The sequence below is a fragment of the Streptomyces sp. JJ36 genome, from assembly GCF_021696945.1.
Lineage (GTDB): Bacteria > Actinomycetota > Actinomycetes > Streptomycetales > Streptomycetaceae > Streptomyces.
Genome location: NZ_JACYHE010000021.1, coordinates 30,930 through 55,406, shown reverse-complemented (window position 1 = coordinate 55,406; position 24,477 = coordinate 30,930). Strand labels below are relative to the sequence as shown.

Genomic DNA, 24,477 nt, shown 5'->3' with positions numbered 1-24,477 from the left:
CCGGGCGGAGTGCGGGCGGTGCCCGGAACGGGCGGCCGCCCGGTGCGTGGCCCGGCGGCAGGGGGCGAGCGCCCACGGCGGTCCCGGTGAGGCGGGCGCGCCGCAGCAGGCAGCCCGGCGCCCGGCCGGGGCGGTTCCGGCGGTCCGGGAGGCCGCCCTGCCCGGGCGGTTCCGGGAGCCCGAGGGGCAGCACGGCCCGGACGGTTCCGGGGACGGTCCGTGGGTGGCGCGGGCAGGGTCCGCAGCGGCCTCCGCGGGGCGGCCCCGGCCGCTCCGGCACGGCCCCGCGCGGCCGGGCCGGAGCGGGCATCCGGCGGCACGCCACACCAGTCGCAGCCCCGCCGGTAGACTTTGCCCCGGTCTCGCCCGTCGGCGCGCCGGAGCCGCCCGGCCCGGATGTCGTTGCGACGGTGTGCGTTCGGCCGCGTGCGACCGTGCAGGAGTGCGGTGGAGGACGGCACGCGCCCGCGGCACACCGGCGGGCACCCGCACGACCGAAGGAGTGCAGTGGCAGCCAACGACCGGGCAACGGCTCCCGGCAGGGCCGGTGGGAGCCTGGGGAGTTCCCGTGCCGATGGCCTGATGCGCGCCTCGCTGAGCGCGGTCGCCCCCGGTACCGCCCTGCGCGACGGGCTGGAGCGCGTCCTGCGGGGGAACACCGGCGGACTCATCGTGCTGGGCATGGACAGGACCATGGAGTCGCTGTGCACCGGCGGCTTCGTGCTCGACGTGGAGTTCAGCGCGACCCGGCTGCGGGAGCTCTGCAAGCTGGACGGCGCGCTGATCCTGGACCGGGACATCACCAAGATCGTGCGCGCCGGCGTGCAGCTCGTGCCCGACGCGTCGATCCCCACCGAGGAGACCGGGACCCGGCACCGGACGGCCCAGCGGGTGTCCATCCAGACCGGCTTCCCGGTGGTGTCGGTCAGCCAGTCGATGCGGCTGATCGCCCTCTACGTGGAGGGGCAGCGCCGGGTGCTGGAGGACTCGGCGGCCATCCTCTCCCGGGCGAACCAGGCGCTGGCCACCCTGGAGCGGTACAAGCTGCGGCTCGACGAGGTCGCCGGCACCCTCTCCGCGCTGGAGATCGAGGACCTGGTGACCGTCCGGGACGTGACCGCGGTCGCCCAGCGGCTGGAGATGGTCCGGAGGATCGCCACCGAGATCGCGGAGTACGTGGTGGAGCTCGGCACCGACGGGCGGCTGCTGTCGCTCCAGCTCGACGAGCTGATCGCGGGCGTGGAGCCGGAGCGTGAGCTGGTCGCCCGCGACTACGTGCCGCAGCCCGGCAGCACCGGCCGGAAGTCCCGCACGGTCACCGAGGCCCTGGGCGAGCTGGACCGGCTCACCCACACCGAGCTGCTCGAACTGCCGACGGTGGCCCGGGCACTGGGGTACTCCGGCTCCCCGGAGACGCTGGACTCGGCGGTCTCGCCGCGCGGCTTCCGGCTGCTGGCGAAGGTGCCGCGGCTGCCCGGCGCGGTGATCGACCGGCTGGTCGACCACTTCGGCGGCCTGCAGAAGCTGCTCGCCGCCAGCGTGGACGACCTGCAGACGGTGGACGGCGTCGGGGAGGCCCGGGCGCGTTCGGTCCGCGAGGGCCTCTCCCGGCTCGCCGAGTCCTCCATCCTCGAGCGCTACGTCTGACCGCTGCCGGCGGGAAGGCCGGGCACCGTCCGGCCTGCGGGACCGGCCCGCGGCGGACGGGACCGCCCCGGCGGCTGCCGAGAGGCCGGTGGCGCCGGCTCCGGGCCGCCTCTGCCGTACGGGCTCGTGCCCCGCGGACCCGTCCGTGCGGCCCTGCCCTGCGGGCTCCCGCCATGCGGGCTCGTGCCGTACGCCGACCCGCCCCCCATCGTGGTGACAGTGCGCCCCGGGAGGCATCGGTGGGCCGGGAACCGGTCACGCCTGTGCGCATCCGACGTGATCGTCCTGTCCCGGAGCGCCCCATGCCCCTGCCCGACAGACCCCTGCGCCGGCTCGCGAGGACCGCCGGCGGTGCCGTCCTCGCCGGCACCGCGGTGCTCGCGACCACCACCGCCGCCCCGGGGAGCGGGCCCGCGGCGGCACCGGAGCCGCTGCGCGTACAGCTTCTCGCCCTCAGCGACCTGCACGGCAACCTCGATCCGGTCTCCGGTGCGGCCGGCGCCGTCTCCGTGGCCGGCGGGTCCGGCCGGCCGGTGAAGGTACAGGCCGGCGGGCTGCCGCAGATGGCCACCCTGATGGACCGGGCCCGGCGCGGCCAGGAGGATTCGCTGACCGTCGGGGCCGGCGACCTGATCGGCGGCAGCCCGCTGGTCTCCGCGGCCTTCCACGACGAGCCGACCGTCGAGGCCCTGGAGACCCTCGGCCTCGACGTCACGTCCGTCGGCCACCACGAGTTCGACGAGGGCCGTGCCGAGCTCCGCCGCATGGCGCACGGCGGCTGCCACCCGGAGGACGGCTGTGCCGTGCCCGGAGAGCGCTACGACGGCGCGGACTTCCCCTACCTCGCGGCGAACGTCACCGCGCAGGGCGGCACGGGCGAGCCCGTCCTGCCCCCGTACTGGACGACCCGGCTGTCGAACGGCGAGCGCCTCGGCTTCATCGGGCTGGCCTCCCGCGACACCCCGTCCGCGGTGAGCGCCGCCGGCGTGCGCGGCCTCGCCTTCGCGGACGAGGTGCAGACCATCGACCGCTACGCCCGCGAGCTGGACCGTCAGGGTGTGGAGGCCGTCGTGGTGCTGGTGCACGAGGGCGGCGCCCGGGCGGGCGCGGCGTACGACGCGGACTGCGACGCCGAGGGCCCCGGTTCCGCGCTGAGCGGCCGCATCAAGCGGATCGCCGAACGGGCCACCCCGAAGGTGGACCTCATCGTCAGCGGCCACTCCCACGAGCCGTTCGTCTGCGAGGTCACGGACCCGGCCGGGCGGCAGCGGACGGTGACCCAGGCCGCGTCCTTCGGCCGTACGTTCACCGAGGTGCGGTTCGCCGTGGACCCGGAGAGCGGCGACGTGGTGCGCTCCTCGGTCAGCGCCCGGAACCGCATCGTGCACACCGACACCCCGGAACAGCCCGCGGTGCGGCGCGTGGTGGAGAAGTGGCGGGACCGCTCCGCGGAGCTCGCGGACCGGCCCGTCGGCCACATCGCCGGCGACCTGCCCGGCCCCGGCGCTTCCGGGCCCGAGACGCCGCTCGGCGATCTGATCGCCGACGCCCGGGTGGCCGCCACCCGGGGCCAGGGGGCCCGGATCGCGCTGCTCGACCCGGGCGGCATGCGTGCGGACCTGACGTACACCGCGCAGGGGAAGGAGGGCGACGGCGTGGTGACCTACGGCGAGGCCTTCCAGGTGCAGCCCTTCGGCAACCGGCTGGTGACCATGACGCTGACCGGCGACCAGCTCCTGACGGCGCTGCGGCAGCAGGTCTCCGGGCCGAACACGGCCGAGCCGGTCTTCCTCCAGCCCTCCGCGGGCCTCCGCTACACCGTGGACCTGTCCCGGAAGGGCCCGGACCGGGTCCGGGCGGGCACCGTGCGGGTGGCCGGGGAGCCGCTGCGGCCGGCGCGGCGCTACCGGGTGACCGTCAACTCCTTCCTGGCGGACGGCGGCGACGGCTTCCGGGTGTTCCGCGCGGGCGCCGACCGGCAGACCGGCACCACCGATCTGGCCGCGTTCACCCACCACCTGAGCGAGCACTCCTCGCCCGGGCGCCCGCTGGCCACGCCGAGGGCGGACCGCGTCTCCTTCCGCTGACTCCCGCGCCGGACGCCGTGCGGGGCGCCGCGTCCGGCGCGTCGTGGCACGGGCCCGGCCGGGGCCGCGGGCGGCACCCTGCGGGGCGGCTCAGCCGCGCGGGGCGGCGGCTCAGTCCGCGGTGAGGACGAAGGACGCCTGCGCCGTCTCCAGCCCCTCGATCTCCGCCTCCACCAGGTAGGTGCCCGCGGGCACCCGCTGGGCCTCGGGCGTGCCGCAGCCGGGGGCGCTGCGCTCGCGCTCCCAGACCAGGGCGTGGGTGCTGCGGCCCCCGGCCGGCACCTTCACATAGGCCGGGTCGTCGCCGGGCGGGCAGTCGGCGGAGGACCAGACGTGGTCGTCGTCGGCGTCGGTGACGGTGACCACGGCGGAGGCCCGGCCCAGGTCGACCCGGCAGTCGGCGTCACCGGTGTTCCGCACGGTGAGCCGGAGCTCCGGCTCCTCGCCGGGGGCGTACTCGTTCTGCACGCTGGTGAGCCGGAGGGTGACGTCGGCGGCGCGGCAGGCGGGGGTGCTCTTCCCCGCCGGGATGCCCTCGCCTCCGCTCAGGCCGCCCGAGGAGCCCGCCAGCGCACCCGTCCCGCCGGTGCCGCCGCCCGCGGCGCCGGCCGTGCCGCCGCCGGTGCCGCCCGACGCGCCCGCGGACCCGCCGTCCGAGCCGCCGGATCCCGCGCCGCCGTCCGTCTCGTCCCGGCCGCCGGGCCGGTCGGTGATCGGGGGCTCCGAGGTGGAGGGGCCGGGCGTGATGGAGTCGGTCGGCCCCTGCCCGTTCGGTGCGCGTCCCTCCTTCTCCTCGCCGCCGCCGTCCCCCGCCACGAGCCGGACGGTCCAGACGGTCAGCAGGACGAGCAGCAGCAGGACCGCGAGCGCAACGGCCCTCCGCCGCCAGTAGATGGAGGAGGGCAGCGGTCCGATCGGATTGCGCAGAGATCCCACGCGGAAACCTTACGAGACATCAGGCGCCCCACTAAGCCGTACCCGCCGCTTGATTGCGGCGACTTTGGGGCCTGAGCAGGACCCGGCGGCCCGCGGACCCCGACGAAAGCCGGGGGCGGTGCCTGCCGATCGCCCGCTGTGAGGCCACGGTGCCGCTCCGTACGTTCCGTGGTAGGAACAACGAGCCCTCCGGTTCGTGCGCGCCGATCCGGCCGCCGGAGACGGCCGGCACGGCGAGCAGCGCCCAGAGCAGGGCGTCCCGGCCCGGCCGCGCCAGGGCGGCAGGGCGGTCCATACGGCGTACGACGGTCCCGGGCCTCCTCATCCGCCCGACGTGAGCGACCCCCGTACGGCGGAGCCCCTGACGAAGGTCAGGTGATCGCCCCGCGTGGTCGTTTCGGCACCGACGCGCTCCGTGCCAGGATCGGCGGTGCCATGACTGCGACCACTGAGACCGCCGCGAACGCCGGCCCGGACGCGCCGAACGCACCGGAGACGCCGGGCCACGACCGGACCGACCTGCACGCCCCCGTCGTCGACTGGTTCGACAAGCACGCCCGTGACCTGCCCTGGCGCCGCCCCGAGGCGGGCGCGTGGGGCGTCATGGTGAGTGAGTTCATGCTGCAGCAGACCCCCGTCAACCGGGTGCTGCCCGTCTACGAGCAATGGCTCGAACGCTGGCCCCGCCCCGCCGACCTGGCCGCCGAGCCGCCCGGCGAGGCGGTCCGCGCGTGGGGCCGGCTGGGCTACCCCCGGCGGGCGCTGCGGCTGCACGGGGCCGCGGCCGCCATAGCGGAACGCCACGGCGGCGACGTGCCCGTGAAGCACGCGCAACTGCTGGCGCTGCCCGGGGTCGGGGAGTACACGGCGGCGGCCGTGGCCTCCTTCGCGTACGGACAGCGGCACGCCGTGCTGGACACCAACGTGCGCCGGGTGTTCGCACGGGCGGTGAGCGGCCGGCAGTACCCGCCGAACGCCACCACCGCCGCGGAGCGCAAGCTGGCCCGCGCGCTGGTGCCGGAGGACGACGCCACCGCGGCCCGCTGGGCGGCGGCCACCATGGAGCTTGGCGCGCTGGTGTGCACCGCGCGCGGCCCCGAGTGCGACCGCTGCCCGATCGCCGACCGGTGCGCCTGGCTGCTGGCCGGCTCCCCCGCGCACGAGGGCCCCCCGCGCCGCACCCAGAGCTACGCGGGCACCGACCGCCAGGTGCGGGGCCGGCTGCTGGCCGTGTTGCGCGAGTCGCACGGGCCGGTGCCGCAGGCGACGCTGGACCGGGTCTGGCAGGACCGGGTGCAGCGGGCCCGCGCGCTGGACGGGCTGGTGGCCGACGGGCTGGTCGAGCCGCTGGAGGGCGGCCTCTACCGGCTGCCGCTGAGCTGACGCCGGACGCGCCCCGCCCGGGGCGCCCCGGGCCGGCACCGGCCGGCCCGCCGGCGTCGTTACACAACCGATGGACAGCCGACGGCTGCCTGAGGCCCCGCTGCGCCGGGGCCCGCAACACCGCCTCCCTAACGTCGTGCCATCACCAGGAAGCGACGCCGGAGACCGGGAGGCGGACATGGCGGCAGAGGTGCTGGACTTCGAGGAGTACGTGCGGTCGCGCCAGGACGCCCTGCTGCGCAGCGCCCGGCGGCTGGTCACGGACCCCGTGGAGGCACAGGACCTGCTGCAGACGGCGCTGGTGCGGACGTACGGCCGCTGGGACGGCATAGCGGACAAGTCGCTCGCCGACGCCTACCTCCGCCGCGTGATGATCAACACCCGCACGGAGTGGTGGCGCTCCCGGCGCCTCCAGGAGGTGCCCACCGAGCACCTCCCGGACGTGGTCGGCATCGAGGACGGCACCGAGCAGCACGCCGACCGGGCGCTGCTGATGGAGGCGCTGGCCACCCTGGCTCCGAAGCAACGCAGCGTCGTGGTACTGCGACACTGGGAGCAGATGAGCACGGAGGAGACGGCCCGGGCGCTGGACATGTCGCCGGGTACGGTGAAGAGCACGCTGCACCGCTCGCTGGCGCGGTTGCGCGCCGAGCTGGAGCGGAGGTCGACGGAGTGCGCCGCCTGAGAACGCCCGGAGGGGCGTCGCCGGCCCTGCCGGCGGCCCTCGGCACCCTCGTGGTGCTCACCGTGCTCGCGGTGACCGGCTGCGACGCGGCCGGCTCCGGCGTACGGGTGGAGGGCACCCCGGCGACGCCGGGCCCCGCCACCACGGTCGAGCGGGTGCCCGCGCAGAGCACCCCCGCCGGCACACCCTCCGCCGAGGGCGGCGACGGCGCGGGCCGGCCCGGCGAGGGCTCCGCCGCCTACACCGAGGAGGGCGAGGTACGCCGGGATGTCGAGACCCGGATGCTCACCGTGCTGCGCCGGGACCCGAAGGTCAGCCGGCAGGTGAAGCAGGACCTGGAGCCGTGCGTCGGCGACCTCTTCCCGGTGAACGTCAGCCACGGGCGGGCCACCGGCAGCGTGCATGACGACCTCGTGGTGAATGTGACATCGTGCGCGGACGGCGTCGGTGTCGGCACCTACGTGTACCGCCGCAGCTCCAACGGGGAGCTGGTGAACGTCTTCGCGGCCGAGCGCCCGCCGGTGCACGCGGAGATCACCGACAAGGGCCTGCTGGTGGTGACCCGGGACGTCTTCATCGGGGACGAACCGATCTGCTGCCCCTCGGGGCGCGACATCATCACCTATGTGTGGCAGGACGGCGTCTTCCACGAGGTGGCACGGCGGCGCACCGACAGCGCGAGCACCTCGCCGGCGCCGACGCCGCGCGAGGGCCGCGCGCAGGAGTGAGCGCGGGACCGGGCGCGCGACCGGGCTCGCTCCGGGCGCGGGACCGGACGCGGCAGCCGGACGGGAAGAGGCGGCAGAGGCGGTAGGGGACATGGCCGGGACGCATGTGCTGTTCGTCGAGGACGACGAGGTCATCAGGGAGGCCACGCAGCTCGCGCTGGAGCGGGACGGCTTCACGGTGACGGCGGTCGCCGACGGCCTGGACGGGCTGACGGCCTTCCGCGCGGACCGCCCGGACGTCGCCCTGCTGGACGTGATGGTCCCGGGGCTGGACGGGGTGAGCCTCTGCCGGCGCATCCGGGACGACTCCACGGTGCCGGTGATCATGCTGTCGGCGCGCTCGGACTCCATCGACGTGGTGCTCGGCCTGGAGGCCGGCGCCGACGACTATGTGACCAAACCGTTCGACGGCGCGGTGCTGGTGGCCCGCATCCGGGCGGTGCTGCGCCGGTTCCGGCGCGCCGACGAGGCCGCGTCCGCGGACGGGCAGACCGGCCCGGACGCCGCGGGCTCCGGCGACGGAGTGCTGCGTTTCGGCGATCTGGAGGTCGACACCGACGGCATGGAGGTGCGGTCGGCCGGGCGGCCGGTCTCGCTGACGCCGACGGAGATGCGGCTGCTGCTGGAGTTCTCGGCGGCGCCGGGCACGGTGCTCTCCCGGGACCGGCTGCTGGAGCGGGTCTGGGAGTACGGCTGGGGCGGGGACACCCGGGTGGTGGATGTACACGTCCAGCGGCTGCGCGGCAAGATCGGCCAGGACCGGATCGAGACGGTCCGCGGCTTCGGCTACAAGCTGAGGGGCTAGCGGGATGGCCAGCGGAACGCCGGGACGCGCCTCGCGCACGGAGGGGACGCCGCCCGTGGCCGGCGGCGACGCCGCGCGCGGAGGGACCGCCTCCGCGGGGGACGCCCGGGACGGTGAGGCCGCGGACCGGGCCACCGCGGGCCGGGCCGTCGGGGAGCCGCACTCCCCGGAGCGGGACACCACCACCCCGGCCACCGAGGACCCTGCCACCGGGACGCAGCACTCCCCGGAGCGGGACACCACCGACGCCACCGCGGACCCCCGCCCTGCGGGGCGGCCGCTCCGGGGCCGGCGGAGCCCGGAGCGGGAGCACTCCGGCGGGACGGCCGCGGGCCCCGGCCTCCGGGAGGCCCGGGGAAGCGGGAGATCGGATCGGCGGCACGGCAGGCGCGCCGGACGGCTGCGGCGGGGCGTGCGCGCCCTCGCACGGGGCGGCCGGGGCGGCGGCACCGCGACGCGTGCGGCCGCCACGGCCGGCGACTCCGTGCCGTACGGCCCCGCGGCCCTCGGCCCCGGCCGGACCGGCCGCCCCCGGCTGCGCACCGGCCTGCGCTGGAAGCTCACCGCCGCGATCGCCGCCGTCGGCGCGCTGGTCGCCCTCGCCCTGAGCCTCGTCGTGCACAACGCGGCGCGGGCCACCATGCAGGACAGCAGCCGGAAGGTGCAGGACGAGCGGCTCCAGTACGCGCGGCGCATCTACGACTCCACCGGCCAGGTGCCCTTCGGCGCGAAGATCGAGGACCCGGAGCTCCCCGCCGGGCTGCGCGAGGAGGTGGAGAAGGGCAACCGGGCGACCGATCTGGAGCTCTCCGACGACGGCGCCCCCATCGTGTGGGCGGCCACCCCGCTCGCCGACGGCCGCATCCTCTCGCTCCGCACCCGCTTCGCCGACCGGTACGAGGTGCTGGCGGACCTGGACCGCTCGCTGATCATCGGCTCGGTCTCGGTGGTGCTGGGCGGCTGCGCGCTCGGTGTGCTCATCGGCGGCCGGCTCTCCCGGCGGCTGCGCACGGCCGCGACCGCGGCCGGGGAGGTGGCGGGCGGCGGCACCGGCATAAGGGTCCGGGACGCCATCGGCGGCCGCCGGGTTCAGGTGCGGGACGAGACCGACGAGCTGGCCGACGCCATCGACGGCATGGCCGACGCGCTCCAGGCCCGGCTGGAGGCCGAGCGCCGGGTCACCGCGGACATCGCGCACGAGCTGCGCACCCCGGTCACCGGGCTGCTCACCGCCGCCGAGCTGCTGCCCGACGGCCGCCCGACGGAGCTGGTGCGGAACCGGGCACAGGCGCTGCGGCAGCTCGTCGAGGACGTGCTGGAGGTCGCCCGGCTGGACGGGGCCCGGGAACGCGCCGAGCTCCAGGACGTGGCGCTGGGCGAGTTCGTACGGCGCCGGGTGCGGGTGGCCGCGCCGGACGCGTACGTCCGGGTGGTCGGCGAGAGCGAGCCCGCAGACGCCGCGGACGCCGGACACCCCGGAGACCCCGCGGGCCCTCCGGGCACCGGGGACGTGGCCGGGGACGCTCCGGGCGGCGGCCAGGGCACCGTCGTCACCACCGACCCCCGGCGCCTGGAGCGCATCCTGGGGAACCTGCTGGCCAACGCCGAGCGGCACGGCCGGGCCCCGGTGGAGGTGACCGTCGACGGCCGCCGCATCCGGGTGCGGGACCACGGCCCGGGCTTCCCCCGCGAACTGCTCGTGGACGGCCTGAGCAGGTTCCGCACGGGCAGCAGCGACCGCTCCACCCGTGGCCACGGGCTCGGCCTGACCATCGCCGCGGGCCAGGCGAGGGTGCTCGGGGCCCGGCTGACCTTCCGCAACGTGGAGCCCGGGGAGCCGGGCCACCCGGACGGCGGGGGCACCGGGGCGGTGGCCGTGCTGTGGCTGCCGGAGTCGGCGCCCACCGAGCCCGTCACCCCGCCGTTCGGCGTCCCCGTCGTCCGCGGGTGACCCCGGAGCGCCTCCGGAGCCGGCGCCCACCGAACCCGTCACCCCACCCTTCGGCTCCGTCGTCCGCGGATGACCGCCCGGGGCCCCAGCGGCAGCGGGCGCCCCGTCCCGCGGGGCTCTCAGTCGCCCCCGGGCGCCTGCGGGCCCTCCACGCCCTCACCCCACGGCTTCGACAGGTCCAGCTCGTCCGGGTTCTCCCGCTCCTGGGTCAGCGAGTACCAGTTCCCCGAGGGGTCCCGGAAGATCGCCTCGATGCCGTACGGCCGCTCCTGCGGCTCCTGGAGGAACTCCACCCCGCGGGAGCTCAGGTCGGCGTAGGTCGCGCGGCAGTCGTCGGTGCGGAAGGCGCCCGCGCCGAGCACGCCCTTGTTCACCAGGGCCGTCAGCGCCTTGCCGGACTCCGGGTCGAGCCCCGGCCCGTCCGGGCGCATCAGGGTGAGCTGGACCTCGGGCTGGTCCGGCGGGCTGACGGTGACCCAGCGCATGTCCCCCATCATCATGTCGGTCCGCTCGGTGAAGCCCAGCTTCTCCAGGAAGAACCTCTTGTCCCGCTCCTGGTCGGTGGACCAGACGGTGGTGAGGGCGAGACTCCTGATCATGTCGTACTCCCGGTGGTGCGCCGGCCGCCCCGTGCGGGCGGCTCCGTGAGCTCACCGTAGGCAGCGGGGTCAGCGCCCCGCTTCTCCGGAATTGCGCTCCTCACCGGGCTCCGGCCCGCCCGGCTCCGGCGCTGCCGCCCGGGCCCCGCGCACCGGGAATCCGCCGGTCCACAACATCGCGTAACACCCGGGGATCAGCGCGGCGGCGCTGCGGACGTGCCGGGTGCGGTAGGCGCTGGGGCTGACCCCGGTGTGCTGCTTGAACCGGGCCGAGAAGGTGCCGAGGCTGCTGAAGCCGACCAGGAGGCAGATCTCGGAGACGCCGAGGTCCGCCGTGCGCAGCAGCTCCTCGGCCCGCTCGATGCGGCGGCGGCTCAGGTACTGCCCCGGCGTCTCGCCGTACGCGGCCTTGAAGGCGCGGACGAAGTGGAACCGCGAGTAGCCCGCGTGGGCGGCGACCCGGCCGAGGTCGAGGGCCGGGTCGGCCCAGTCGCGGTCCATGGCGTCCTTCGCCCTGCGCAGGGCGCGCAGCCGGGTCATGCCGGGGGTGGTCATCCTCCGATGCTGGCACGCCGCGCCGACAACGCCCGGGACCACCTGCGCGGGCGGGCGCCGGGGGCCGCGGACCGGTAGATTGCCGGACATGGAGCAGCGGATCAGTCTGGTCACCCTGGGCGTCGCCGATGTGGCCCGCGCCCGCGCCTTCTACGAGCGGCTCGGCTGGCGGGGGCAGGAGGTCGAGGACACGGTGTTCTTCCAGGCCGGGTGCCTGGCCGTGGTCCTCTGGGGCCGGGAGAAGCTGGCCGCCGACAGCGGCGTCCCCGGCAGCGCCCCCGGCACCGCCCCCGGCACCGCCGGCACTCCCACGGGCGGCGATGCCGCGGAGCAGCGCCCGCCCGCCTTCGGCGGCATCGTGCTGGCGCACAACGTCCGCTCCGCACGGGAGGTGGACGAGGTGCTGGCGGCGGCGGAACGGGCCGGAGCCACCGTCACCCGCGCCGCCGCCACCACCTTCTACGGCGGCTACGCGGGGACCTTCGCCGACCCGGACGGGCATCTGTGGGAGGTCGCCCACAACCCCGGGTTCACGCTGGAGGAGGACGGCTCCCTGGTCCTCCCCGACTTCGGCACCGGGGGCTGACCGCCCCGGACCGCTCCTCCGCTCCGCCCCTGCCCCGCCCACCCTCGGACCCCCGGCGCCGGCCGTCCCGGCGCCCGTAGGCTGGTGCGGCGCACAGGGACGACACGGGACGACCACGACGGCACGGCACGGGGGAACGCATGGACGCCGGGACGGTGGGGGTACGGCTGGCCTCGAGCGCGGTCGGGCCGCTGGTGAAGCGGCTGTTCGCCACGGGGGAGCCGGGCGCCGGGCTGGTGGAACGGCCGGTCCGGGTCTCCGCGCTGGTGTCCTTCCGGGGCGAGCAGCGCACCCTCGGCGAGCGCGAGGTGCGGAAGGTCGCACACGAGCTGGTGGAGCGGGCGTTACGGGCCGCTGGGCCGGGCGAGCGCCCGGTGCCCGAGGGCGAGGAGCAGGCGGTCGCCGCGGCGCTGGCCCGTACGCTGCTGACGCTGGGCGTGCTGCGCATGGAGGACGTCCAGGCGGTGCGGCTGGGCCACCGCGCCTTCGCCCGGGTGCTGCGCGAGACCGCCCCCGCGGCCACCCGGGACGTCGGCGCGGACGCCGAGCGATTCCACGACGCCCTGCTGGAGACCGCCTGCCTGCACATCCTGCACTTCTTCACCCGCCGCTCGACCTTCGTGGCCCGCACCCTGGTGGCGCAGAGCCGGGATCTGGCGGACACCGTCGGCCGGCTGGACCTGCTGCTGGAACGGGTGCCGCCGCAGTCCGCGGTGGACCTGCGCTTCGAGCGCCGCTATGCCGAGGTCACCGCGCGGCGGCACCGCAGTCTCACCATCTACGGCCTGGACCTCCGGGAGGCCCGTGCATGGCCGCTGGACACCGCCTATCTGAGTCTGGCGGCGGTGGAGCGGCAGCGGTACGGCCGCCACGACCGGGACGCCGAGGGCAGCCTGCTCACCGATCCTCCGGGGCCCGCCGAGTACGCCCTGCCCGCCGAACGCGCCCTGGCCGGGCACGAGCGGGTGCTGCTGCGCGGGGTAGCGGGCTCCGGCAAGACCACTCTGGTGCAGTGGCTGGCCGTCACCGCGGCCCACCAGGAGCCGCCGCCGGAACTGTCGTACCTGCTGGGCCGGGTGCCCTTCGTACTGCCGCTGCGCACCCTGACCCGGGGCGGCGCGGAGCTGCCGCTGCCGGACCGCTTCCTGGCCGCCGCCGGCTGCCCGGTGGCCGGCGCGCAGCCGCCGGGCTGGGTGGACCGGGTGCTGACAGCCGGGCGCGGGCTGCTGCTGGTCGACGGCATCGACGAGGTGCCGGAGCGGGAACGGGAGCGCACCCGCCGCTGGCTGTACGACCTGCTGGACGCCTTCCCGGGAAACCTGTGGCTGGTCACCTCCCGCCCGTCGGCCGTGGCCGAGGACTGGCTGGCCGGTGCGGACTTCACCGAGGTGTCGCTGGCCCCGATGGGACGCCCGGAGGTGGCGGCCTTCGCGGAACGCTGGCACCGCGCGGCCGGGGCGCCGCCGGAGCTGGCGGAGACGCTGCTGACGGAGGTGCGCGGCCGCCCGGATCTGGCCCGGCTGGCCACCAACCCGCTGATGTGCGGGCTGCTCTGCGCGCTGCACCGGGAGCGGCGGGGTTTCCTGCCGCGCGGACGCAAGGCGCTCTACGACGCCGCGCTGAGCATGCTGCTGGAACGGCGCGACCGCGAACGGGACATGGGACGCCCGGACGGACTCGACCTGGACGCGGAGACCCGGACGGAGCTGCTCCAGAAGCTCGCGTACTGGCTGATCCGCAACGGACGTGCGGAGATGACCCGGCAGGACGCGGTGGAGCTGGTGGACCGGGTGCTGCCCGCCATCCCGCGGGCCGCCGGGCAGGGGTCGGCGGAGGAGGTGTTCCGGCACCTGCTGCTCCGCTCCGGGCTGCTGCGGGAACCCGCTCCGGAGGCCGTGGACTTCCTGCACCGCACCTTCCAGGACTATCTGGGGGCCCGGGAGGCGGTGGAGGAGCGGGACGTCGACCTGCTGGTCCGGCACGCGCACCTGGACCAGTGGGAGGACGTGCTGCGGATGGCGGTCGCCCACGCCCGCCCCGACGAACGGGCCCGGCTGCTGCGGACGCTGCTGTCCCGCGCGGCGGAGGAGCCGGAGCACCGCACCCGGCTGCACCTGCTGGCCATGGCCTGCCTGGAGCACGCCACCCGGCTGGACCCGGAGGTCGCGGAGGAGGTGCGCGACCGGGCCGCCGAGCTGATCCCGCCGCAGCGCATCGACGACGCCAAGCGGCTGGCCGCGGCCGGGCCGCTGGTGCTGGGGCTGCTGCCGGGGCCCGGGAGGCTGTCCTCCGACGAGGCGGTGGCGGTCGCCCACACGGCGGCACAGCTCGGCGGGGACGCCGCGCTGCCGGTGCTGTCGCGCTACCGCGACCACCCGTCCCCGGGCGTGGCACAGCAACTCGGCGGCCACTGGGACCGCTTCGACACCGGGACCTACGCCCGCGAGATCGTCGCGCATCTGACGGACCGGCCCGGCGCGTATGTCACCGTCCGGTCGGCGGCGGAGAGGGACGCCCTGCACAGGCTGGGTGGCGCCCGGAGCGTTGCCGTGCACGGCGATTTCGGCGCGAAGGAGGTCCTGGCGGTGCTCCGCCCCGGGAGCGGGGCCCTGCAGCTCCGGATCGCCCGGAACGCCCTCCTGGCCGATCTGCGGTTCCTGCGGGCCTGGGCGAGTCTCCGGGAGCTGGAGCTGTCGGACTGCCCCCGGGTACGCGACCTCGCTCCGCTGGCCGACCTGGCGATCACCGGGCTTGCGCTGCACGCCATGCCTGGCCTGGACCCCTCCTGGTCCGGCCTGCGCCGGCTCACCGGGCTGGAGTCTCTGGCCCTGGGCGTGGGCGTGCCCCGGCTCGCGCTGTCCGCCCTCTCCCCCAAGGCGCCGCTCGGCTCGCTCAGCGTCGCGGGGGAGGCGCCGGACCTCACCGCCGTCGGCCGGCTGACCCGCCTGAGCATGCTGGACCTGGAGCTGGCAGAGGGGCTGCGCCCCGAGGACTGGGAAGCCCTGTGCCGCCACCCGGCGCTGCGTCTGCTGCGGCTCGCGCCGGAGCACCCCCGGGCGCTGGAGCAGGCCGGGCTCTCCGCCGGCGGGATCACCGGAGTGACGCTGCGGGGCGGGCGGGAACCGGACGCGCTGGGCCGGCTTGCCGCTCTCTTCCCGGAGTTGCAGAGTCTGCTCGTCACCAGCACCGAGCCGGTCGACCTGGCGCCGCTCGCCGGCCACCCGAGGCTCCGCGTGGTCACGGTCCGCGCGCCCCGCGTCGCACACGCCGAACGGCTCCCGGCGCACGTCACCGTGTCGACGCTGCCCTGTGCCGTCTGAACCGCCCCGTCGCGCACGGGGGTTCCGTCGTGCCCCGGCGCATGGCCCCGGCGCCGCACGCCGCATAGGCTGGTCGTTCCACCATTCCGCGTACACCTGACAGCCGTCGCCCGCCTGCCGGATGGCCTCGGGGGAGCCTCATGGAAGCCGCAGTCCGCCTTGCCTCCACCTCTGCCGCGCCGCTCGTCGCGCAGCTCTTCGCACCACCGGGGCGGGACCTGACGGGCGGCGGGGAGAAGCTGCTCGCGGGGCTGGTCTCCTTCCGGGGCGCCCATCCGACGTGTGCGTACGACGATCTGGAGCGGCTGGCCGGGGAGTTCGTACGGCTGGGGCTGGGCCCGCGGAAGCTGCCCGCCGGCGAGGCCGGCGCGGTGGCCCGGGTGCTGGCGGGCACGCTGGCCGTCATGGGCGAGCTGGACCTCACCGACGTGCAGGCGGTGCGGCTCGGCCCGCAGGACTGGGCGCGCCGGCTGCGCGCCGAGGTGCCCGGGGCCGACCGGGAGTTGTCCGCGGAGGCGGCGTGGTTCCACGACAGCCTGCTGGTGGCGGTCTGCCTGCACGCGCTGCATCTGCTCGTGGAGCGCTCCGCGTACCTCGCGGAGCATCTGCCGGAGAGGAGCCATCGCATCCGTCAGCTCGTGGATCTGGGTGATGTGGCGGCACTGCGGCGGCGGCGCGAGCCCGCACCGGAGGACGCGGCGTTCGAGGAGCGTTATCTGCGGTCGGTCGTCGAGCAGCACAACCGGGTGACGATCCACGGCATCGACCTGCCGAACCCCAACGTGCCGGACTCCTGGTCGCTGGACGCCACCTACCTCAGCCTGGGCGCGGAGTTCGACGTGCCGGACGGGGAGCGGGCCGGCACCGAGCCGGTGATGCCGGCCGACCGGGCGCTGGCGGGGCAGGAGCGGGTGCTGCTGCGGGGTGGCGCCGGGTCCGGCAAGACGACGCTGGTGCAGTGGCTGGCCGTGGCGACGGCCCGCGGGCGGCTGCCGGACGAACTGGCCGTGCTGCACGGCAGGATTCCGCTGGTGCTGCCTGTGCGGCGGTTCGCACGGGAGGACTTCCCGGCACCGGACGACTTCCTGTCGGCCGTGCGGCACCCGCTGGCCGACCGGGCGCCGGAGGGCTGGGTGGTGCGGGTGCTGGCCGAGGAGCGGGCACTGCTGCTGGTGGACGGGATCGACGAGGCGCCCGAGGGCCGGCGGACGGAGCTCCGCGACTGGCTGCGCCGGCTGCTGCGCATCTACTCGGGCAACTTCTGCCTGGTGACCGCCCGCCCGCCGGCCGTGGACACGGGGTGGCTGGCGGACGAGGGCTTCGGGGAGCTGACGCTGGCGCCGATGAACCGGGAGCAGGTGGCGTCCTTCATCCGGGTCTGGCACGCGGCCGCCGGCACGGACGAGGGCCGGGACCACGGGCATCTGGAGGAGTACCGGGACCGGCTGCTGCAGACCATCCCGCTCTACCGGGAGCTGCGCGGGCTCGCCACCAACCCGCTGATGTGCGGGCTGATCTGCGCCCTGAACCGGGACCGCTCGGGCTCCCTGCCCAAGGGCCGCCGGGAGCTGTACGAGGCGGCGATGGAGATGCTGCTGCAGCGCCGGGACCCGGAGCGCCGGGTGCTGCACGCGGACGGCGTACGGCTGGACCGGGCGCCGCGCGAACGGCTGCTGCGGAAGCTGGCGTACCGGATGCTGCTGGAGGAGCGGTCGGTCCTGGACGCGGCCGCCGCGGTGGAGGAGGTCGCCCGGCAGCTCCCGGCGATCCCGGCCGTGCACGGGCAGGGCGATCCGGAGCAGATCTTCGGTCATCTGCTGCTGCGCACCGGGCTGCTGCGGGAGCAGGCGGACGGCTCGGTGGAGTTCGTGCACCGGACGGTGCAGGACTATCTGGCGGCCAAGGAGGCGGTGGAGTGCGGTGATCTGCGGCTGCTGCTGGAGCACGCCCACGAGCCGGAGTGGGAGGAGGTGCTCCGGATGGCGGTGGCGCACGCCCGCCCCACGGAGTGCGCGGCGCTGCTGGAGGGGCTGATCGCGCCCGGCAAGGTGGGGTTGCAGCGCAGCCGGCGGCGGCTGCTCGCGGCGGCCTGCCTGGAGCACGTCACCGAGCTGGACCCGGCGACGCACGCCCGTATCCGCCGGGAGACGCGGAACCTGGTGCGGCCGGCGAGCGTGGCGGCCGCACGCGGGCTGGGCTGGGTGGGCCCGATCGTGCTGGAGATGCTGCCGGACCCGACGACCGTCCCGGACGACGAGGCGTACCGGCTGGCGGTGACGGCGACCCGGATCAACGACGATGCGGCGGTGCACTATCTGGCGCGGCTGCGGCAGCGGGAGTCGCTGCCGCTCACCCTGCGGGCGGAGCTGGTCCGGGGCTGGCGGAACTTCGACACCGAGCGGTACGCCGAGGAGGTGGTGCGGCACCTCGACCCGGAGGGGCTCTACTTCCCGATCACGGACCGGGTGGAGCTGGCGGTCCTGGAGAAGCTGGGCGGCCGTGAGTGCGTGCAGATCGGCGGCGACTTCACGCCGGACGAGCTGCTGGGAGGCCTGGTGCGGGAGCGGCTGCGGCACCTGTGGCTGGCGTACGACCTGGGCGTGGGGATGGAGTGGCTCGCGGCCTTTCCGCGGCTGACCACGCTGCGGGTGAACCCGCGGCTGCCCCGGGTCAGCGGGGTGCCGGAGGGCATCCGGATCATCTCCTGAACGGGCGGGACACCCGGCGGCCGCCGGGGCGCGGCCCGGGGCCCGCGGTGGCGACTGGGGACCATTCGGCCCTGCATCGGCACGGCCGCCGTCGGCCAGCATGGCCATAACGGGGCATGACGGACATCCGGGACGGACAGCGGGAACCTCCGTCGTGCCCCGGACCTCGGATGCCCGTGCCGACGGAGGTGGACCATGACATTCATCCAGGTCATCGACTGCAAGACGCGCAAGCTGGACGAGCTGAACGGGCTGATGGACGAGTGGGTCGCGGCCACCCAGGGCAAGCGCACCGCCACGCACTCCATCGTCGGGCGCGACCGCTCCGACTCCACCCACGTCGTGGAGATCGTGGAGTTTCCCTCCTACGAGGAAGCGATGCAGAACTCGCAGCTCCCGGAGACCGACCGGATCTTCCACGAGCTGGTGGCGGCCTGCGACGAGATGCCCACGTTCACGGACCTCGACGTGGTGCGCGACGAGCAGCTCAACGAGATCGCGGTCCGCACCTTCCTGGAGGAGGTCGTCAACAGCCGCAACATCGACGCCGCGGACGCCCTGTGCACCGACGACTACCGCGAGCACGACCCCTCGCTCTCCTCCTACGACATGGGGCTGGCCGAGGCGAAGCGGGAGAACAAGGAGATCCTGGACGCGTTCCGCCCGGTGCTCACCCTCCAGGGCATGGTGGCCGAGGGCGACCAGGTGTGTGTGCGGATGCTCTGCACCGGACGCCATGTGGGCACCTACCGGGGCATGGAGGCCACCGACCGGGAGATCTCCATGACCGGCCACGCCACCTTCCGGTGCCGCGGCGGGAAGATCGCGGAGAGCTGGTGGAACATGGACGAGCTCTCCGTGCTCCGGCAGCTCGGCGCCGTCCAGCTCTGACGGCGGACCGCCGGAAACGGCCGGGCCCCCGCCTCGCTGGGAGGCGGGGGCCCGGACGGTGTCGGGGTCGGAACGAGCGGGCGGAGCGGGTCAGCCCTCCTTGGAGAGGTTCGGCGTGGTCCCGCCCGCCGCGGACTCGACCGGCGGGGCGTCGGGCAGCGCCGACTTCTCCTCACCGCGGAAGGTGAAGGTCCGCTCGTCGCCCTCGCCCTCCGTGTCGACGACCACGATGTGGCCGGGACGGAGGTCGCCGAAGAGGATCTTCTCCGAGAGGGCGTCCTCGATCTCGCGCTGGATCGTCCGGCGCAGCGGCCGGGCACCCATCACGGGGTCGTAACCCCGCTTCGCCAGCAGCTCCTTGGCCTCGGTGCTGAGCTCGATGGCCATGTCCCGGTCCTTCAGGCGCTCGTCCACCTGGGCGATCATCAGGTCGACGATCTGGATGATGTCGTCCTGCGTGAGCTGGTGGAAGACCACCGTGTCGTCGACACGGTTCAGGAACTCGGGGCGGAAGTGCTGCTTCAGCTCGTCGTTGACCTTGGCCTTCATCCGCTCGTAGCCCGTGCTGACGTCGCCCTGGGCGGCGAAGCCCAGGTTGAAGCCCTTGGAGATGTCCCGGGTGCCGAGGTTGGTGGTCATGATGATGACCGTGTTCTTGAAGTCCACGACCCGGCCCTGGGAGTCGGTCAGCCGGCCGTCCTCCAGGATCTGCAGCAGGGAGTTGAAGATGTCCGGGTGGGCCTTCTCCACCTCGTCGAAGAGGACCACGGAGAACGGCTTGCGGCGCACCTTCTCGGTGAGCTGGCCGCCCTCCTCGTAGCCCACGTACCCGGGCGGGGAGCCGAAGAGCCGGGAGACGGTGTGCTTCTCGCTGAACTCCGACATGTCGAGGGAGATCAGCGCGTCCTCGTCGCCGAAGAGGAACTCGGCGAGCGTCTTGGACAGCTCCGTCTTACCGACGCCGGACGGGCCCGCGAAGATGAACGAGCCGCCGGGGCGCTTCGGGTCCTTCAGGCCGGCGCGGGTACGCCGGATGGCCATGGACAGGGCCCGGATGGCGTCCTTCTGCCCGATGACGCGCTTGTGCAGCTCGTCCTCCATGCGGAGCAGGCGCGAGGACTCCTCCTCGGTGAGCTTGAACACCGGGATGCCGGTGGCCGTGGCCAGGACCTCGGCGATCAGCTCCTCGTCGACCTCGGCGACCACGTCCATGTCGCCGGCCTTCCACTCCTTCTCCCGCTTCGCCTTCTGGGCGAGCAGCTGCTTCTCCGTGTCCCGGAGGGAAGCGGCCTTCTCGAAGTCCTGCGAGTCGATCGCGGACTCCTTGTCCCGGCGCACGTTTGCGATCTTCTCGTCGAACTCGCGCAGGTCCGGCGGCGCGGTCATCCGGCGGATGCGCATCCGGGACCCGGCCTCGTCGATGAGGTCGATGGCCTTGTCCGGCAGGTAGCGGTCGGAGATGTAGCGGTCGGCCAGGGTGGCCGCGCCCACCAGGGCGGCGTCCGTGATGGAGACGCGGTGGTGCGCCTCGTAACGGTCGCGCAGCCCCTTGAGGATCTCGATCGTGTGCGGCAGCGACGGCTCGGCGACCTGGATCGGCTGGAAGCGGCGCTCCAGAGCCGCGTCCTTCTCCAGGTGCTTGCGGTACTCGTCGAGCGTGGTCGCGCCGATGGTCTGCAGCTCCCCGCGGGCCAGCATCGGCTTGAGGATGCTGGCGGCGTCGATCGCGCCCTCCGCGGCACCCGCACCGACCAGCGTGTGCAGCTCGTCGATGAACAGGATGATGTCGCCGCGGGTGCGGATCTCCTTCAGCACCTTCTTCAGGCGCTCCTCGAAGTCACCGCGGTAACGGGAGCCGGCGACCAGTGCGCCGAGATCCAGGGTGTAGAGGTGCTTGTCCTTCAGGGTCTCGGGCACCTCGCCCTTGACGATCGCCTGTGCCAGGCCCTCCACGACGGCGGTCTTGCCGACGCCGGGCTCGCCGATGAGCACCGGGTTGTTCTTGGTGCGGCGCGAGAGCACCTGCATGACCCGCTCGATCTCCTTCTCGCGCCCGATGACCGGGTCGAGCTTGGACTCGCGGGCGGCCTGCGTGAGGTTGCGGCCGAACTGGTCCAGGACGAGCGAGGTCGAGGGCGTGCCCTCGGCGGGGCCACCCGCGGTGGCCGCCTCCTTGCCGCCGGAGTAACCGGAGAGCAGCTGGATGACCTGCTGCCGCACCCGGTTCAGATCGGCGCCCAGCTTCACGAGGACCTGGGCGGCGACGCCCTCGCCCTCGCGGATCAGGCCGAGCAGGATGTGCTCCGTGCCGATGTAGTTGTGGCCGAGCTGGAGGGCCTCCCGGAGCGACAGCTCCAGGACCTTCTTGGCACGGGGGGTGAAGGGGATGTGGCCGGACGGGGCCTGCTGGCCCTGGCCGATGATCTCCTCCACCTGCTGGCGGACCGCCTCGAGCGAAATCCCGAGGCTCTCCAGTGCCTTAGCGGCGACACCCTCTCCTTCGTGGATCAGGCCCAGAAGGATGTGCTCGGTGCCGATGTAGTTGTGGTTGAGCATCCGGGCTTCTTCCTGAGCCAGGACGACAACCCGCCGCGCGCGGTCGGTGAACCTCTCGAACATCGTTAATCGCTCCTCAGAGCGGTCAGGCAAGAAGGGGTCGGTCCCCTCCCCGTCCTTCCGCAGCTTAGTCCCGCAACGGGGGACCGCTCATTCCAACTGCCGACACCCAGCGAGAGGCTCCCGCCCGTACCGGCTGACAACAGTTCCAACCCGATGGTGCGAGACGATGTTCCCGCAGGCCAGGCGTATTCACCCTGATCCAGTACGCCGACGGCGAACGCCCCTGGTCGACACGCCCGCACACCGGCCTCCATCGCCGTCCGACACCCCCGTTCCACTAGGGGTTTCCTACCCCCGGACACGGAGGGTCCATGCCCGGCACACCGCATGCATCCGCTACTGGCGAACACCCTTGCGCCTGCGCCGCGTGCCGGATCACGGGCCGCCGGCGACCGGGGGCCGGGCCCGGCGCGTAACCCGCTCCGGGTTCGGCAGTTGCTCCGTACATGACGTTGTGGGGCGGGCTCCGCCGCTACTACGCGCGGCTCGGCTGGCCGCTCACCGGGGAGCCGCCGCGGCTGGCCGCCGGGGTGCGCTTCGACGCGCTGCGGCTGCCGGCCGCCGCCGGGCTCCCCCTGGTGGCCCGCCGCCCCGGGGGCGCCGCGGCGGGAGCCGGGGGCGCACCGCTGCTGGGGCCCGCACTGCGCGCGGGCGGGACCGTCTGGGTGCTGCTCGCCGAAGGGGCCGCCGCGGAGGTGCCGGGGCTCCTGGAGTGGCTGGAATGGGGCGCTCTCGCCGACGAGCTCGGCCTGGCGCCGGTCGGCGCCGGCGGGAGCCTGCCGGCGCCCGCTCCCCCGGGTACGCCCGGCGGAGGCCCGCGGGAGGCCGCGGTGTGGTTGCGGCCTCCCGTACCGGGACGCGAGGGCGAGCGGGCCCTGCCCGCCCTGGTGCTCGGGGGGCGCCGGCCGCCCGGGCCGGCCCCCGATCTCGTACGACTGGTCGACACTGCGGCGGCGGAGTGTCACCGGGCACGGCTGCGGCGCGTACGCGCCACGGCCGCCGCCGCTGCGGCCGCCACACGGGCGGATCAGGCGTTGGCCTTCTCGTAGGCCTCGCGGATGTTCGCGGGGACCCGGCCGCGGTCGTTGACCTCGTATCCCTGCTCCTTGGCCCAGGCGCGGATCTTCGCGGTGTCCTGGCTGCTGCCGCCACCGGACGAGGACCGGCCGCCCTTTCCGCGGGAGGAACGGCCGCCCGTGCGCCGCCCGGCCTTCACGAACTCGGCCAGCGAGTCGCGGAGCTTCTGCGCGTTGGAGCTGTTGAGGTCGATCTCGTACGTCTTGCCGTCGAGGGCGAACGTCACCGTCTCCTCGGCCTCGCCGCCCTCGAGGTCGTCCACAAGAAGGACCTGGACCTTCTGTGCCACGGGTGCACTCCCATTCGTCAGAATACTGTTTACGGATACTGCCGACGAAAGCAAACCGCTTTTCCGCGAGAAACACAAACCCTACGTCGAGTTTGCCGCACTGGACGACAGGATTCGAGGGATCTTTCGGACATAGGGGAACACCCGCGGGCGGCCCGGAGCGCGGGGAGAGGACGCCGAGAGCACGCTCGGGTCACGATCACCGTCTGCTCAGAGTTGCAACAGCATGCGACTGTTGCCCAAGGTGTTCGGCTTCACTCGTTCGAGACCCAGGAACTCGGCCACGCCCTCGTCATAGGAACGCAGCAGCTCGCTGTAGACATCCCCGTCCACCGGGGTGTCCCCGATCTCCGTGAAGCCGTGCTTGGCGAAGAAGTCCACTTCGAAGGTGAGGCAGAAAATGCGCCGGACGCCCAGGCGGCGCGCCGTCTGCAACAGCTTCTCCAGCACCAGGTGACCCACCCCGGTGCCCTTCATGGCGGGATCCACGGCGAGCGTTCTGACCTCGGCCAGGTCTTCCCACATGACATGCAGCGCGCCGCAGGCGACCACCTCGCCGTCGGCCTCGCGTTCCGCGACCCAGAACTCCTGGATGTCCTCGTAAAGCGTCACCGTCGCTTTGTCGAGCAGGATGCGGTCGCGCGCATAGGCGTCGATGAGCCGGCGCACCGTCCGTACGTCGGCGGTACGCGCACGGCGCACCGTGACCGCGGCACGGCCGTCCCGCTCCGCTTCTCCGGCGGCCGGCGCCGCCCCGGTCTCCGGGCGCGGGAAGGTCTCCCCGGCTTCCGGTGACGCGGCCGTGTCCACGCCGGGGGATTCGGCGGCGGCGGACGCGTCGAGCGGATCGGGGGAAGGGCGGGAACCGGGCATACGCTGACGCTATCTCTCCGGCGGCTCCGTGCGCACATCGGCCGGCTGTACGACGCGAAGGGCGTCCCGCAGCGCCGCCGTCTGTTCCGGCGACATCATGCCGAAGAAGTCCACCAGCGCGGCTGCCGCGTTGTCACTGCGCGCCCAGGCTTCGTGCATCAGTGCCGCGGAGTACGCGGCCCGCGTGGAGACCGCGGCATATCGATAGGCGCGGCCCTCTTGTTCGCGGCGCACCCAGCCCTTCTGGTGGAGGTTGTCCATTACGGTCATCACCGTGGTGTAGGCGATGGTCCGTTCTGCCTGTAGATCTTCCAGGACTTCCCGCACGGTGACCGGGCGGTTCCACTGCCATACCCGGGTCATCACCGCGTCTTCGAGCTCTCCCAATGGTCGGGGCACGGGAGAATAATAGGGGCAGATGTCGCGAATTCAGCCGTCCGTCTCGCGGTGCAGCGCGTCGACGGCGGCGTCCTCCTTGGTCTTGTTCGTGCCGCCCTGGCTCTTCACGATGGTGACGACGACCGCGGTGAAGGCCACGGCCATCACCAGCGGCGGAGTCAGTGCGGAGAGGTAATCCATGGCTGTCGGCCTCCTCGATGGGGGCTTTCAGCGTAACGCGGCCTTCCCGTCCGGCCCGGGGGCGCCCTGCCGGGGCACCCGGAACGAGTCCGGGCGGCCGGCACCGCCGGGCACCGGTACGCACGGGGGACGGGTGTGAGCGGCGAGCCGGCGGGCACA

20 protein-coding genes are annotated in these 24,477 nt (G+C 74.4%); 12 read left to right on the top strand and 8 right to left on the bottom strand.

The features are described 5' to 3' along the window. Nucleotides 1–507 precede the first annotated feature (507 nt). Together disA and HOY81_RS11505 are read left to right on the top strand one after the other, a co-directional pair. Nucleotides 508–1,647: a DNA integrity scanning diadenylate cyclase DisA gene (disA, locus tag HOY81_RS11510; protein ID WP_237320189.1), complete on the top strand. Its 1,140-nt coding sequence runs from the start codon at nucleotides 508–510 to the stop codon at nucleotides 1,645–1,647. A gap of 302 nt (nucleotides 1,648–1,949) precedes the next feature. Then, nucleotides 1,950–3,734, top strand: a complete 1,785-nt coding sequence (locus HOY81_RS11505; RefSeq protein ID WP_237320188.1) for a bifunctional UDP-sugar hydrolase/5'-nucleotidase — start codon at nucleotides 1,950–1,952, stop codon at nucleotides 3,732–3,734. Between the two features lie 111 nt (nucleotides 3,735–3,845). Here the strand turns inward: HOY81_RS11505 and HOY81_RS11500 are convergent, their stop codons facing one another. Further along, nucleotides 3,846–4,670 carry a hypothetical protein gene (locus tag HOY81_RS11500; protein WP_237320187.1) on the bottom strand — a complete coding sequence of 275 codons (825 nt, stop codon included), beginning with the start codon at nucleotides 4,668–4,670 and terminating at the stop codon, nucleotides 3,846–3,848. A gap of 435 nt (nucleotides 4,671–5,105) precedes the next feature. On the opposite strand from HOY81_RS11500, the gene HOY81_RS11495 reads away from it, so the two are divergent. From HOY81_RS11495 to HOY81_RS11475, 5 genes are all read left to right on the top strand, one after another. Next, nucleotides 5,106–6,053, top strand: a complete 948-nt coding sequence (locus HOY81_RS11495) for an A/G-specific adenine glycosylase (RefSeq protein WP_237320186.1) — start codon at nucleotides 5,106–5,108, stop codon at nucleotides 6,051–6,053. Between the two features lie 178 nt (nucleotides 6,054–6,231). Beyond that, nucleotides 6,232–6,738: a SigE family RNA polymerase sigma factor gene (locus tag HOY81_RS11490; RefSeq protein WP_237320185.1), complete on the top strand. Its 507-nt coding sequence runs from the start codon at nucleotides 6,232–6,234 to the stop codon at nucleotides 6,736–6,738. Continuing rightward, nucleotides 6,726–7,466, top strand: a complete 741-nt coding sequence (locus HOY81_RS11485) for a hypothetical protein (protein WP_237320184.1) — start codon at nucleotides 6,726–6,728, stop codon at nucleotides 7,464–7,466. The genes HOY81_RS11490 and HOY81_RS11485 overlap by 13 nt, the downstream gene beginning before the upstream one ends. Before the next feature lie 91 nt (nucleotides 7,467–7,557). Continuing rightward, complete coding sequence (gene cseB / locus HOY81_RS11480) at nucleotides 7,558–8,271, top strand: two-component system response regulator CseB (protein WP_237320183.1); 714 nt, start codon at nucleotides 7,558–7,560, stop codon at nucleotides 8,269–8,271. 484 nt (nucleotides 8,272–8,755) lie between these two features. Then, nucleotides 8,756–10,222, top strand: coding sequence for a HAMP domain-containing sensor histidine kinase (locus tag HOY81_RS11475; protein ID WP_237320210.1), 1,467 nt, complete (start codon nucleotides 8,756–8,758; stop codon nucleotides 10,220–10,222). A gap of 119 nt (nucleotides 10,223–10,341) precedes the next feature. Here HOY81_RS11475 and HOY81_RS11470 read toward each other — a convergent pair whose 3' ends face one another. Together HOY81_RS11470 and HOY81_RS11465 are read right to left on the bottom strand one after the other, a co-directional pair. Further along, nucleotides 10,342–10,821, bottom strand: coding sequence for a VOC family protein (locus HOY81_RS11470; RefSeq protein WP_237320182.1), 480 nt, complete (start codon nucleotides 10,819–10,821; stop codon nucleotides 10,342–10,344). 69 nt (nucleotides 10,822–10,890) lie between these two features. Beyond that, nucleotides 10,891–11,376 (bottom strand): helix-turn-helix transcriptional regulator, encoded by a 486-nt coding sequence (locus HOY81_RS11465; RefSeq protein ID WP_237320181.1) that lies wholly within the window; start codon nucleotides 11,374–11,376, stop codon nucleotides 10,891–10,893. Nucleotides 11,377–11,464: 88 nt separating this feature from the next. Between HOY81_RS11465 and HOY81_RS11460 the strand changes: the two genes are divergently transcribed. The 4 genes from HOY81_RS11460 (at nucleotide 11,465) to HOY81_RS11445 (ending at nucleotide 18,881) form a co-directional block, all read left to right on the top strand. Next, nucleotides 11,465–11,962: a VOC family protein gene (locus HOY81_RS11460; protein ID WP_237320180.1), complete on the top strand. Its 498-nt coding sequence runs from the start codon at nucleotides 11,465–11,467 to the stop codon at nucleotides 11,960–11,962. Nucleotides 11,963–12,102: 140 nt separating this feature from the next. Further along, entirely contained in the window at nucleotides 12,103–15,282 is a 3,180-nt protein-coding gene (locus HOY81_RS11455; protein WP_237320179.1) for an NACHT domain-containing NTPase, read from the top strand. 140 nt (nucleotides 15,283–15,422) lie between these two features. Further along, entirely contained in the window at nucleotides 15,423–17,990 is a 2,568-nt protein-coding gene (locus tag HOY81_RS11450; protein WP_237320178.1) for an NACHT domain-containing NTPase, read from the top strand. A 195-nt stretch (nucleotides 17,991–18,185) separates the two neighbouring features. Beyond that, nucleotides 18,186–18,881, top strand: coding sequence for an ester cyclase (locus tag HOY81_RS11445; protein WP_237320177.1), 696 nt, complete (start codon nucleotides 18,186–18,188; stop codon nucleotides 18,879–18,881). Between the two features lie 90 nt (nucleotides 18,882–18,971). On the opposite strand, the gene HOY81_RS11440 is transcribed toward HOY81_RS11445, so the two are convergent. Beyond that, nucleotides 18,972–21,500, bottom strand: coding sequence for an ATP-dependent Clp protease ATP-binding subunit (locus tag HOY81_RS11440; RefSeq protein ID WP_237320176.1), 2,529 nt, complete (start codon nucleotides 21,498–21,500; stop codon nucleotides 18,972–18,974). Between the two features lie 446 nt (nucleotides 21,501–21,946). On the opposite strand from HOY81_RS11440, the gene HOY81_RS11435 reads away from it, so the two are divergent. Next, nucleotides 21,947–22,549 carry an SCO3374 family protein gene (locus HOY81_RS11435; protein WP_237320175.1) on the top strand — a complete coding sequence of 201 codons (603 nt, stop codon included), beginning with the start codon at nucleotides 21,947–21,949 and terminating at the stop codon, nucleotides 22,547–22,549. Here the strand turns inward: HOY81_RS11435 and HOY81_RS11430 are convergent. The 4 genes from HOY81_RS11430 to HOY81_RS11415 form a co-directional block, all read right to left on the bottom strand. Then, nucleotides 22,528–22,866 (bottom strand): Lsr2 family protein, encoded by a 339-nt coding sequence (locus HOY81_RS11430; RefSeq protein WP_237320174.1) that lies wholly within the window; start codon nucleotides 22,864–22,866, stop codon nucleotides 22,528–22,530. The two genes, HOY81_RS11435 and HOY81_RS11430, sit on opposite strands and share 22 nt — an antisense overlap. Nucleotides 22,867–23,076: 210 nt before the next feature. Continuing rightward, nucleotides 23,077–23,568, bottom strand: coding sequence for an amino-acid N-acetyltransferase (locus tag HOY81_RS11425; RefSeq protein WP_237320209.1), 492 nt, complete (start codon nucleotides 23,566–23,568; stop codon nucleotides 23,077–23,079). Nucleotides 23,569–23,748: 180 nt separating this feature from the next. Beyond that, entirely contained in the window at nucleotides 23,749–24,138 is a 390-nt protein-coding gene (locus HOY81_RS11420) for a BlaI/MecI/CopY family transcriptional regulator (RefSeq protein WP_237320173.1), read from the bottom strand. Nucleotides 24,139–24,168: 30 nt separating this feature from the next. After that, nucleotides 24,169–24,318, bottom strand: coding sequence for a hypothetical protein (locus HOY81_RS11415; protein WP_237320172.1), 150 nt, complete (start codon nucleotides 24,316–24,318; stop codon nucleotides 24,169–24,171). Nucleotides 24,319–24,477: the final 159 nt, after the last annotated feature.